Consider the following 12,044-nt stretch of genomic DNA (forward strand, 5'->3'; position numbering starts at 1 on the left):
GCGCGTCCGTCGCGCGACCAGCTGACGGACTGGAGGCCCGTGGCGGCGTCACCACGGCCCTCCAGCCCGTCAGTCGGTCGGTCAGCTGCCTGCGGACGCGGTCTGGACCAGGCGGACGGCGCCGCCGGACGACGCGTAGCCGCGCCCCACGGTCAGCGCGACCGGTGCACGGCGCGGCAGCGTGACGCCGAGCAGCTCGCCGTCGTAGTCGACGTCCGGCTGCAGGAGCACGCCGCACCGCGACTTGCGGACGGCGCGGGTCCAGTGACTGTAGAGCGACCGGAGGTCAGCGGAGCGACCGGCGGCGACCACGCACAGACCGGGACGCTCGGTCGCGAGCAGGGTGGCGATCGCCTGGTCGCCGTCGTCGAAGCGTTCGGCGTCGTCGATGAGCAGCAGGACCGGACCGCGCTCGAGCCGCAGCCCGGCCAGCAGTGCGGGGACCTCGTCGGGTCCGACGGCGATGCGGTCGAACGCTCCCGAGGCGAGCGGTGACCGACGGTCACAGATCGCCCAGACGGCCGGGCGGACGCCCTCTGCAGCGCGCGCCAGTGCCGCCAACGCCAGCAGGACCGTCGACTTGCCCGAGCGCGCCGGCCCCGCGACGAGCACGTGCTCGCCGTCGTAGACCTCGAGCGTGGCCGGAGCGAGGTCGTCCTCGGCGATCCCGACCGGCAGCCGCCACGGCTCGCTGGAGAAGACCGCGTGCGCGCCGAGCTCGTCGACCAGGACGGCGTCGGGCAGCCGCCCGACCGCACTCGCCTTCGGAGCGGTGCCGGACCAGCGTTCCGCGAGGCGCTCGACCGCCTGCGCGAGCGAGACGTCGGGCGTCGCCACGTGCGACTGCAGGCGCATGACCGAGTCGATGAATCGACCCGGCACCGGCGGCGGGACGTCCTTGGGGCGGACGCCGATCGAGGCGTAGTCGTACGGGTCAGCCAGGCGGAACATCCACTTCTGGGTGGTCACTTCGTCCATCGCGGACGGCACGGCCTTGGCCCGCGTCGTCGACACGGCGAACGAGATGCCCAGCGCGGGCCCCTCGGCGTAGACGCGGTACAGGGCGTCGAGCAGCAGCTGGCCCTCGAAGTCCTGGTACTCGTCGCGCAGTGCCGCGAGACCGTCGATCAGCACGACGGCACGGCGGCCGCCCGGAGTGGCACGACGGCGCTCGAGCTCGACGCGCAGGTGGCGGAGGAACCGCGCCTGCAACTCCCCCGCGCCGGCTCCGGAGCCGACGTAGGCCGTGGTGTGCGGCAGCCGGGCGAGCGGAGCGAGGTCCCCTGGGCCCATGTCGAGCACCAGCAGGTCGAGGTCCTCCGGGCTCGTCCGGTCGGCGAGCTGCAGGGCGAGGGTGGCGAGCGCGGTGCTCGTCCCGCTGCCGGGGATGCCCATGAGCATGAGGTTGCCCTCGTCGAGGTCCCATCCGGTGGTGACCTGACGCTGGTGGTCCGGGTCGTCCGCCAGGGCGACGGGCACCGTCCGCGACGTGTCAGCGGCGTCGGCTGCTGCCAGCGCACCCAGCTCGACGCGGTCGCCGAGTGCCTCGGGCCAGATCGGGCGCGGCGGAGCGTAGCCGGCGGCGGCGTTCGCCTGCCCGATCGACCCGATGAGCTGGTCGAGGTCGGTCACGTCGGACGCCGTCGGAGCCGGGGCGGGCATCGGCGCGGGTACGCCGAAGACGTCCGTCGGACGGACGGACACCGGCTGTTCGGCGCGTTCGTCACGGGCGCGGCCGGTGACGAGGGCGGTCTGCACCGGGGTGATGTCGTCCTGCCCCAGCTTCACGTAGGCGCGACCGGTCTGCTGGCGACCGATGCCGGCGGCCGCGGGGACGCCGATCACGTTGGTGGAGTCCTCGCGGCTCTGCACCCGCAGCGCGACACGCATGTTGGTGTTCGCCAGGATGTCCTCGCTCACCACGCCGGCCGGCCGCTGGGTGGCCAGGATCATGTGGACGCCGAGTGTGCGCCCGACCGCCGCGACGGCGACGAGCGAGGTCAGGACGTCGGGGAAGTCCTTCGCCAGCATCGCGAACTCGTCCACGACGAGGAGCAGGCGCGGCATCGGCTCGTCCGGCTTCGTCGCCAGGTAGGCGTCGAGGTTGTCGATGTCCGCCCCGGCCGCGGCGAACACCCGCTGCCGTCGCTCGAGCTCGGCCTCGAGCGCACGGATCGCCCGGTCGGCGAGCTGCTCGTCGAGGTTGCTGATCGTGCCGATGGTGTGCGGCAGCCGCTCGCAGGCGGCGAACGCGGCCCCGCCCTTGAAGTCGACGAGCAGGAAGTTCAGGCGCGTCGGGTCGTTCCGCGCAGCGAGCCCGGCGACCAGCGACCGCAGGAACTCGCTCTTGCCCGAACCCGTCGTGCCACCGACCAGGCCGTGTGGTCCGTCGCGGACGAGGTCGATCTCGAGGACGCCGCTCTCCGACGACCCGATCGGGGTCGAGAATCCGGTGCGGGCGTCCCAGGCCGCGCGGATCGCATCGGCGGGGCTCGTGCCCGTCGGGGTTCGCGCGACCGTGTCGTCACCCGCGAGCAGCTCCGGCAGGCGGACGAGCGACGGCAACGACGCCCCCGGCACCAGCAGTTCGGGATCGTCGAAGTGCGCCACGCTGCGGGCGCTCCGTTCGGCGGTCTCGGCGCTGAGGCCGGCGAGCACGACGTCCTCGACTCGGGTCCGGTCCTCCGGCCGGTAGACCGTCGCTGCGGCGTCGGCACCGACCGTGATGATCGTCGTGCAGGCTGCGGGGAGCTGCTGCTCGTTGGTCGCGATGACGATCCCGCTCACCCGGCGGGGCTGCTCGCCGGGACGGAGCGACTGTCCGGGCACGGTGCGCCCTTCGCCGAGCAGGTTCCGGGCGGGTGCGTCGCGGCCCTCGGTGAGCACCTCGGAGTCGACCACGACGAGCAGGTTCGGGGTCGGGAGTTCGTCGAGCGACTCCCGCAGTCCCCGGAGCATCGCGGCGCTCTGGTCGCGCTGCGCCGACATCCAGCGGGCACCGGTGCTGCTCCCCGCCACGCGCGCGTGCGGCAGCCAGGAGGCCCATCCCCAGTCGTCCGCGCGGCCGGCGTCGCAGAAGATGCCCACCGTCAGGTCGGCGGGTCCGCAGTGCACGGTGGCCTGCGTGAGCAGACTGCGCGCCAGTGCGAGCGCACCCTCGCGGTCGCCGACGATGCCGACGACTCCGGCATCGGACAGGTCCGCCACGACCGGCGCAGCGGTGAGGCGGCTGTCGGCGATTGCGGCCTTCGCCTCGTCCTCGAGCTTGGACGACGCCGCCCGCTGATCGAGTTCGGGGCGCCACGGTGCGTCACCGGTGCCGGCGTGCAGGCTGAGGAAGTCAGCGTCCTCGGAGCGTCGCTGCCACAGCAGGGTGGTGGGGAGCTCGGCCCGGCGGACGACGGTGGCCGGGTCGGGGACGAGTTCCTGCCGACGGGCGGCCTCGACCGCCGCGGCCTCGGCGATCTCACCCCGGAAGGACTCCACGGCCTCGGCGAAGCGGGTGTCCTCCTCCTTCAGGTTCTTCGCCCGACGGTGCTTCTGCTCGAACCACATGCCGATCGCGGTGACCGGCGACAGCAGCGCGAACAGGGCGAACCGGGCGTCGCCGAGCAGGAGCACCATCGCGCCGGCGAGGACCAGTGGCGCTGCGACGGTGATCCAGCTGAACTTCGAGGCCTGCGGGACCTCGCGCTTGGCCGGTGGGTCGACGGTCTCGGTCTCGGTGTTCCGCCCGGCTCGGGGCGGGCGGTTGAACGGCGCGGTCGCCGCGGGCGTAAGGTTGGCCAGCGAGCCCGCGGCCGGCACGGGGACCTCGTCCAACGCTGGCCGGACCAGCAGCACGGCGCCGCCCACGATGACGCTCGTGGTCCCGGTGAGCAGGACGCCCTCGGCATCGATGCGCTCGCCCGCGATCACGGTGCCGTTCGTCGAACCGGCGTCCCGCACCCGGACCCCGTCGTCCTCGCGCTCGATCGTGCAGTGCTCCCACGAAGCGCTCTCGGTGGGCAGCACGACATCGGCTTGCGGCGCCCGGCCGACGACGAGCTTCCGGCTGCGCGGGACCGGTACGACGAGACCCGCGTCGAGTCCCCCGGCGAGGGTGACGCTCCACCCGTCGATCGTCTGCGGCCGCTCCTGCGGTGCGCGGCCGATGCGGGACCCCTCGAGCAGGACGAGGTCGCGCAGCGGGGTCGCCGCGCTGGTGCGGTGAGCGTCGACCGCGAGGGTCGTCTCGGCATCGAGCTCGACGCCGATCGCCGCCGCGATGAGCTCCCCCAGCGAGGACGCACCGGACCACCCGTCGACCTCGACCGCTTCACGTCGGTCGTCGAGCTCGATCAGCAGGCGCATGCTCGCGGTGTCCTTCTCGGGGTTGTGCGTGGGTGGGTCAGCGTGCGGTGGAGTCCGCGAACCACACCAGCGAGGTGGCCTGAGCCGCGTCGTCGCCGGATGCGTCTTCGGAGCCAGCAGCGGCGGTGTCGTCGGGTCGGAGTCCGAGTGGCTGTGCCGAGGCCGCCAACACCGTCGCGGACGCACCGAGCGCCTGCTGCCGCGTGAAGTCGAGCGCCGGACCGGCGATGCCCGCCGCGGAGTCGAGGTCGAGTGCGGCGAGGGCATCGGTCACGTCGGAGGGCTCCTTGCTGCCGGCCTTGCCGACCGCGCGGACCAGGGCGACGACGGCGTCGTGGCTGCGGGAGTCCGCTGCGCCGGCCACCGCCGAGAACGGCCGGTCACCCGTCAGGTTCTGGGAGTCGGGATCGTCGGCGAGCACCCGGACCCCACCAAGGAACGCGGACATCGCCCGACCTTCGGCGTCCGAGGAGAGCGCCCGTGCATCGTCGGTGGCCACCCCGACGGTGCGGAAGGAGCCGCTCAGGCTGCCGCCGGCGTCGACGAGTGCGGCGCCGAAGGCCGGACTCGTCGCGTCCGGGGTGAGGACGACCGGCACGGTGACGTCTGCGGCCTGCAGTGCCGCCACCAGGGCACCCTGTCGTTGCGCGGATCCGCTGACGACGACAGCGTCCGAGTCCGGCGCGGCCTTCGGGTCGGCGTCCGCGGCCTCGGCGGTGTCGTCGTCTGCGTCGGTCGCGCCGGTCCGCGAGGCGATGGTCTCGGCGAGCTCGCCGGTGTCAGCGGTGTCGTCGCCGTCGAGGACGTGCGCCACTCGGAGGCCTGCGGGCGCACCACCGCCGAGGTTCACCAGGAGCGGCGACTTCGCGTCGCCGAGCGCCGTCGTCATCGCGGCGCCGATCGACTCGGCGGTCGGGGCGGTCGACCACGAGTCCTTCTCGGCCGAGGTGTAGGGCACCACCACCGGGATGTGCTTCTCGGCCGCCGTCGTCAGCGCTCCGGAGACGTGCTTGCCGGACGACGCGACGACGATGCCGGCGACGCCGCTCTTCGCCAGGGACTCCACCGCGGTCTTCGCGCCCGCGGACGTTCCGCCGTCGTTCTTCGTGACGAGGGTGATGTCGGTCCCGCCGAGTGCCAGTCGTCGCTCGGCGACCAGGGCACCCTGTGCCGCCTCGTTCCACTCGGAGCCTTCACCGTCGCCCAGGGTGACGACGACGCCGATCTTCGTGGTGTCGGGGACGTGCTTGACGGTGATCTCCACCGGCACGGTGGCCGGGACGGCCTCGGCCGGCGTGCTGCTGCCGATCGCCCGGAAGGTCAGGACGGCGGCGACCACCGCGGCGACCAGGAGCACCGCGATGGCGGCGATGACCAGCGGACGGCGGTTGCGCGGACGTCCCGCCTCGGTGCCATCGGACTCGTCGATCGTCTGGTCGCTCATCGGTCCGCCCCGATCCGGAAGGTGTACAGCGTGGTCGAGGTCGCGCTGGCCGGCACCTTGAGCTGGAAGGCGGGCAGCGTCGTCGCGGCGTCGAGGGAGGCCCGGAACTGCTCCTGCTGGAGCAGGATCCCGGCGACGTCCTCGGCGCGGACGTTCGCGTAGCCTGCGGCGTTCTGCGAGGCCAGGGCGAGCTGGTAGTCGGCGGAGTCGGACTTCGCCGCGCTCGTGGCCATCGCGCCGAGGATGCCGGATCCGTTGACCTTGCGGTCGCCCAGGTCGAGCATCACCCGGTTGAGGTCGCCGGTCAGCAGCGTGGAGGCTCCCTGCACGTCGCGCGTCGAGGCGCTCGTGCTCGCAGCGATCTGCTCGAGACTCGAGGCCGTCTGACGGTCGACGGCGGAGGAAAGCTCGGAGCCTTCCTGCTCGAGTGTGCCCCGCTGCTCGTCGATCGTGCCCTTCGAGTCCTTCGTGACCTCGCCCGAGGTGGACCGGAGCCCGGCAATCGACTTGTCGAAGGCGTCGCGGACGGCCTGGTTGCTCGCGGACGCCGTGGTCGAGACCTTCCGCACCTGTGCGTCGATGGCCTTCTTGAAGGTCTCCGACGACTGGTCGGAGGCGTCCTTGAAGGTCTTCTCGACCTCGGCAGCGAGGTCGATCTGCGTCTGGCGGACGGTCCCGAGCTGCGTCGCGATGACCGTCTGCGACCTGTCGGCGTCCGAAACCGCTGCGCGAAGTCGTTCGATCGTCGAACCCACGTCGTCGCTGCCACCACGGACGGCATCTCGGACAGCGCGGATGCTGTCGTCGAGAGCGGTCAGGTCAGTCCGCAGGCCGGCGATCGCGCTGCCGATGGACCCCTCAGCCGTCGCGTCGGCACTGGTTGAGTCGACGACTTCCTGCCAGCGCGCCGTCTGGTCGTCCAGTCGTTCGTCCATCGGGTCGGTGAACCCGAGGCCGGGCTGGAGCACGGTGCCCTCGGGCGCACCGGCGCAGGGCTCGGCCGTCAGGTAGCCGCGGAGGCGATCGGCGTCGGCCTGGTCGAGTTGTCCGAGCGTCGCGAGGGTGCAGAGCTGGTCCGCGACCGCCGAGTTCTGGCGCTGCATCGAGAGCGGGAACCCTGCGCCGTCGACCAGGTCACGTGCCGCCTCGGCACGGTCGTGCGTGGTCTGCACGGCCGTCGCCAGTGCGTCGATTCGCGTGCCGATCTGGTCCGCGCTCGCCGACAGCGCGCGCAGGGCGTCACCGGTGCCGCCGTCGCCACCGTTCTCGTACTCGTCGAGGGCATCGGAGATGCTGGTGAGCTGCGCGTCGAGGCCGGCAGCGCTCGCGATCGCGGCGTCGACCGTCTCGGGCTGCAGCCGCGCGGCGAGTGCCTGCCCGGTGCTCACCAGCCCGATCAGCGAACCGTTGATCGCGGTGGACGATTCGTAGAGTGTGCAGGTCAGCGAGTCTCGCGCGTCCGTCGCGGCGCAGGTAGTCGCGTCCGGGTCCTTCGGGCCGACGGCAGCGGTGAGCTGCGCACTCACCTGCTGCTTGCACGCCTCGCTCGCATCGGCGTAGCCGGTGAGCTGCGCCGAGACGCGGAGGAGGTTGCCGTAGACACTGCCCCCGGCGGACGGGGTCTTCGGCGTGGCCGCGCACCCGTTGCCGTCGAGCACCGTTGCCGGCGCGGTCGCGGACGTGTCGCCGAGCAGGCTGTCGAGACTCGTGGTGGTCTGCTGGAGCTGCTGCAACACCGTCGACTGCGTGGCCTTGACCGTGGTGCCGAGGTCGCTGTTCAGTGAGCCGAGCTGTCCGGAGAGGGACTGCATCGTGCTGGCCAGGGAGGAGCTGCTCTCCTTGAGGCGCTCGGCCGTGCTGACGCCGAGGGTCTCCGACGTGGTCTCGAGGTTCGACCGGACCTCGGTGATGGTGCCACCGGCACGCGCCAGCACCTCGTTCACCTGCGAGATCAGGTCGATCGTGCGGCGCTGGAGCGCGAGTTCGGAGTCACTGTCGGACCCGAAGGCCGCGTTGACGACGCCCGTGGAGGACAGGTCCGTGGACAGCCCGGGCTGCGCGGCGACGTCGATGGTCGGCGCGGTGAAGTCCTCGACGTCGGCGACGAGGTGCAGCGTGCTGCTCGCACCGGAGGTCGGCGGGGCGAGCAACCGGCCCCACTGGACGACCGCGTCGCCGTCCTCGTTGGTGCTCACGACACCATCGGTCGACGAGCCGGAGTCGGCCGAGTCCGTGACGACGCGGTCGGCGGCGGTCCCCGTCAGCACGGTCGACGCCGCGATGCTGAAGGGCGCGCCCACGAGTGCCGGGGTCGAACGCGACGTGCCGGCGACGTCGTAGGTCAGGTTCTTCGAGGTGACCGTCAGGTTCTCGATCGTCAGGTCGATCGCCACCCGGCCCGAGTACCCGTCGAGGTCGGCCAGGTCCGTGCCGGTCTTCTTCTTGGTCGAGTACTGCGTCGTGATGCGCAGTGGCAGGTCACTCGCCGCCTTCGCTGGGTCGTGCTCGGTCGTCGCGGACGAGGAGTCCTTGCCTGCGACGGAGATCGCGGTGTCCGAGATCGACGTGATCGAGCCGTCCGCGGCGAGGCGCGTGTCGACGGTCTGCAGGACCCTCGAAGGGTCGGCGACAGGCTTGTCGTCGGAGGTGCAGCCGGCGAGCACCAGCGCAGCGATCCCCGTGACGGCGACCGTCCCCGCGATCCGTCGTCCGGTCCGTCGTGCTCCGGTGTTCCCGGCACGCTGGTTCATCACGGTCTTCCCCCCAAGAGAATCGTCGAGCACATCGATGCTAGTTGCTGAACGGCGTCAGGTCCGGGCTGCTCTTCCCCGGGAGCCACCCCCGTTCGGGCCACAGCTCGCTACTGAAATCCAACATAGAGCATCCGCGAGGGTGCTCGGGCCTGTCCACAGGGCGCTGATACTCTGCACGCATGATCCAGGGGGACCAGGGCGTCGCGCCCTTCGAACGACGGCGCACGAACGCACGAACGGGGGCGGACCGGTGAACATCAACCTGTCGCCGGTGCTCATCGCGCTGATCGCCATGATCACCATCCCGGCCGCCGTCAGCGCGCTCGTCCGTCAGAACGACCGGAAGCGGCCACCGTCCACCGTCGTGGGCGACGAGGCGTACGGCGTGCTCTTCACCGTCCGTGCTCGCCGGTTCAGCTACCTGCTGCTCCGGATCATCGGGATCGTCGTCATCGTCGTCGGCGGGTTCTTCTTCCTGGCCACGCTCAGCCTGCTTGACGACCCCGACGCGATCGGCATGCTCATCGCCGGCGTCGGCATGGTGCTGTTCGGGATCCTGTTCGTCTACCTCGGCGTCGGTCAGAAGCGCCGTCGCGTCGAGGCGTACGACTCGCAGCTGGTCGTGACGCCGATGTTCCGTGCCGCGCGGACCGTCGACCCGGCGGCGATCAAGCGCATCCGGCCCACCACCAACCGGTTCGGTGGCCTGGACATCAAGGTGAACGGCCAACGCGGCGTGATCAGCGTCCTGTCGATCGACGCCGCCTACCCCGAGCTCTGCGCATGGCTCGAGCAGCGGGCGCCGGCGCAGTGGGGTGAGTTCGTCGGGGCCTTCGGGCGCTGAGCGGCGCGCTGCTGCTGCACTGGGCCGACGGACCTACCGTGTTCGCACGGGCTCGAAGCTCTTCACGTACACGGCCTGGCGGATCGTGTTCAGGAACTCCCGCATCGTGAAGGAACCCTCGCCGACGTCGAACCGGTAGCGCTCCCTCTCGGCCAGGTCAGCCTCTTGTCACGATCCGCAACCCAGACAGCACAAGCGCCCCGCAGTCGGACGTCTCGAACACGACCTGCGACGTCGACGAGCCGATGGCTGTCAGGGAGTGAAGCGAGCCCGCAGTGCTGTGTGCGGAGCTGACGGTGCGAGTCGTTCAGTCCTGGATCACTCGACCGCAGCCCCAGTGTCCGTCGTGCGGTGCGGGGCAATGTCGCGTCGCACCGCTTCGGAAAAGGCCAGCACCAGCGCCCCCAGCTCGCTCTCGTAGGGCCAGGTGTCGGCAACAAGGCGGGCGGCGCCCTGTATCCCGCTGCGGTACGCCGGATGACCGGGCGCCTGCTCGAATGCGGCAATGAGGGCAGATCGTACGGCGGCTATCTGCACAGCCGACGCGGCGTCCTCGACGGCGTGATCGTCGAGTTGCTTGAGCAATTCCGACAAGGTCATGTTCTGCCGTGCCCCTTCAGCGCTGGAACAGCGAGTCCATCACGGGAATGTGCGCGTCGCCCGAAGCAGCGCTGAGAGTGACCGCTGGAAAGCTTCGGTCGCAGGGACATCGCCCGCGCCGTCAGGCGTGACCACGAACATGTCGCCCATGCCCCCTGCCCCCGTGTTCGACGCGGAGTAGATCCTTCGGTAGATCCGCCGCCGAACAAGCCCAGCAGAGGGATGACGACGAAGACGACGATCGAAGTCGCGATCCTGTCCTGCCGCACGCACCTTCACGGTGCGCGTCGTTCACCCCTCGTGTGACGCATCGACATCGGCCGGAAAGTTACGGGGGCTCGCTGACGCCGTACACCTCCGGGGCCAGCGGCACCCACGGTGCATGCTGCCTGACCCAGTACGACGCACCCCCGACGGTGAATGCGTACGCCCCGAGGGCACGGTCGTAGCGGCGGGCGAAAGCGTCTTGGTTCCCGAACGAGATCGTCTTCGAATAGGTCAGACGGCCACAATCAGATGTGTCGAACCCCACACCAGCGTAAGAAGCGCCGACGCCCTTCGCGGACCGACTCGACAGCGTGACTGCTTCCGCAGACGTCACCGTGCATGTGACCCGCTCCCGGTGCGCGCTGTCGTATGCGTTCATGACGAACAGGCCCGGGAACATGGCGAGCGTGAAGAGGTAGAAGGCGACGATGGTCAGCATCGATATTGCGTTGCGGACCGGCTTCGGCTTCGTCTGGTGAGTGAGCTTGCTGAAGAACGCCTGGTGCTGGGCCCAAGGCTCGCCGCCGTTCTGATCGAGCCAGTCGTTCAGCGCGTCGTAGCGGCGGTGGAACCGGTTCGATTGGAACCCACGTCGTCCGCGAGCGGTTGCAGCGCTGAGGTCGTCGTTGCCCTTCCCTGACGCTCGAAAGTGGGCAAGTTCGCCAGGACGGATGGTCCTGGTGCGGCCGAGGTTCACGGTCGCCTCGAGTCGGTCAGGGAACACCTTGACGCGAGTGCGGACCGTGGTCACCGCCAGGAACAGTCCCAGCAGCCCGAAGAACAGCAGGAGCGCGCTACACCAGATGCGGGTGAACCACGCGCCACCGAACACATCCGCCGAGCACGCCAACCACGCTCCTGCGGCGATTATCCCAGTTGACAGCAGCAACCACGCCACTGGCACCACCCTGTTCCCGCGGACCAGCACCGGCTCGCCCTGAGAAGTTTCCAGCACGTGTTCCCCAGTCACCCTCTTGTCACGTACCTATCCCTCGCAACCAAAAATGAACCTGCCCAACAGCACTCCCACGAAAGCAGCCATTGGCTGCTGCAATTCATCGCTTATACTCGAAGGCTGTCGGATACCGATTTGTCACCTGGAGCGCATCTCGGAACCACCAGGAAGATGCGCCAACCGAGAACTGGAACGTCCCGCCTCCGGACAAATCCCGCGCAACGCGCTCCTGTGAAGACTTTGTCACCCCCTGCAAGATGAGAACGCCGCAGTCTTCCGTCTCCACCTTCACGTAGGAGAACGGTGCCCCCAATCCAGTGCGGCTCACCGTTGACCCCGCGTAGACCTCTGCGCTAGAGACGCTGCACGGCATGGTTCCCCGGTGCGTTTCGTCGTACGCGCTCATCCAATATGGCCACACCAGCAGCAATACCAGCGACACCACGACGCCGAAAGCCCAGACGGCCAGGATGATCCAGGCTCTTCGATTCCCCTTCTTCGGGGGCTCCGACGCGGCGGCTGGCTCGCGCAATCAGTACACCTCTCGTCATGGAGCGACGTAGGGCCAAAACCATCACGGGAACGTACGAGTTTCCTTCAGCAGCGCGTGGAGGCAAGCTTCAAAGGCCTTGGTCGCAGGCACATCGCCGGTCCCGTCTGGTTTGGTCACGTAGAGATCGCTCATCCCTCCTGCTCCCGTATTCGCCGCTGAATAGATCGTGCGATAGATACGCCTCCGCCCAAGCATGGTCTCTTCCGCACACAATGCGTCGGCATGCCGCAGGTAGAAGGATTGCGCTGAATGCATGTCCATGCGCCCTAAGAATG

The 12,044-nt window shown here is 70.0% G+C and carries 7 protein-coding genes; 1 reads left to right on the forward strand and 6 read right to left on the reverse strand.

Going from position 1 to position 12,044, the window contains the following annotated elements; genetic code table 11:
- Window positions 1-81 precede the first annotated feature (81 nt).
- Genes FFG40_RS01035 through FFG40_RS01045 form a run of 3 tightly spaced genes read right to left on the reverse strand, consistent with a single transcriptional unit; the run spans window position 82 to window position 8,547 of the window.
- The gene (locus tag FFG40_RS01035) at window positions 82-4,353 is read right to left on the reverse strand and encodes an FtsK/SpoIIIE domain-containing protein (protein WP_138801971.1); all 4,272 of its coding nucleotides are present in this window, start codon (window positions 4,351-4,353) and stop codon (window positions 82-84) included.
- A gap of 37 nt (window positions 4,354-4,390) precedes the next feature.
- The gene (locus tag FFG40_RS01040; RefSeq protein WP_138801972.1) at window positions 4,391-5,797 is read right to left on the reverse strand and encodes a hypothetical protein; all 1,407 of its coding nucleotides are present in this window, start codon (window positions 5,795-5,797) and stop codon (window positions 4,391-4,393) included.
- Window positions 5,794-8,547 carry a hypothetical protein gene (locus tag FFG40_RS01045; RefSeq protein ID WP_138801973.1) on the reverse strand — a complete coding sequence of 918 codons (2,754 nt, stop codon included), beginning with the start codon at window positions 8,545-8,547 and terminating at the stop codon, window positions 5,794-5,796. The genes FFG40_RS01040 and FFG40_RS01045 overlap by 4 nt, the downstream gene beginning before the upstream one ends.
- A 253-nt stretch (window positions 8,548-8,800) precedes the next feature.
- Here FFG40_RS01045 and FFG40_RS01050 point away from each other — a divergent pair, with 253 nt between their 5' ends.
- Window positions 8,801-9,394, forward strand: coding sequence for a hypothetical protein (locus FFG40_RS01050; RefSeq protein ID WP_027466622.1), 594 nt, complete (start codon window positions 8,801-8,803; stop codon window positions 9,392-9,394).
- A gap of 318 nt (window positions 9,395-9,712) precedes the next feature.
- Here the strand turns inward: FFG40_RS01050 and FFG40_RS01055 are convergent, their stop codons facing one another.
- The 3 genes from FFG40_RS01055 to FFG40_RS01065 all read right to left on the reverse strand — a co-directional run bounded on the left by FFG40_RS01055 (window position 9,713) and on the right by FFG40_RS01065 (window position 12,030).
- Window positions 9,713-9,994: a hypothetical protein gene (locus tag FFG40_RS01055; protein WP_138801974.1), complete on the reverse strand. Its 282-nt coding sequence runs from the start codon at window positions 9,992-9,994 to the stop codon at window positions 9,713-9,715.
- Between the two features lie 328 nt (window positions 9,995-10,322).
- Window positions 10,323-11,159, reverse strand: coding sequence for a hypothetical protein (locus FFG40_RS01060; protein WP_138801975.1), 837 nt, complete (start codon window positions 11,157-11,159; stop codon window positions 10,323-10,325).
- 631 nt (window positions 11,160-11,790) lie between these two features.
- A complete protein-coding gene (locus FFG40_RS01065; protein ID WP_138801976.1) occupies window positions 11,791-12,030 on the reverse strand; it encodes a hypothetical protein in 240 nt (79 codons plus the stop codon).
- Between the last annotated feature and the right edge of the window lie 14 nt (window positions 12,031-12,044).

The organism is Curtobacterium sp. KBS0715, assembly GCF_005938005.2.
Taxonomy (GTDB): domain Bacteria; phylum Actinomycetota; class Actinomycetes; order Actinomycetales; family Microbacteriaceae; genus Curtobacterium; species Curtobacterium flaccumfaciens.

Bases quoted from the DNA above. Each gene is read 5' to 3' on its own strand.
- FFG40_RS01035 (WP_138801971.1), bottom strand. From the start codon at position 4,353: ATGCGCCTGCTGATCGAGCTCGACGACCGACGTGAAGCGGTCGAGGTC.
- FFG40_RS01040 (WP_138801972.1), bottom strand. From the start codon at position 5,797: ATGAGCGACCAGACGATCGACGAGTCCGATGGCACCGAGGCGGGACGT.
- FFG40_RS01045 (WP_138801973.1), bottom strand. From the start codon at position 8,547: ATGAACCAGCGTGCCGGGAACACCGGAGCACGACGGACCGGACGACGG.
- FFG40_RS01055 (WP_138801974.1), bottom strand. From the start codon at position 9,994: ATGACCTTGTCGGAATTGCTCAAGCAACTCGACGATCACGCCGTCGAG.
- FFG40_RS01065 (WP_138801976.1), bottom strand. From the start codon at position 12,030: ATGGACATGCATTCAGCGCAATCCTTCTACCTGCGGCATGCCGACGCA.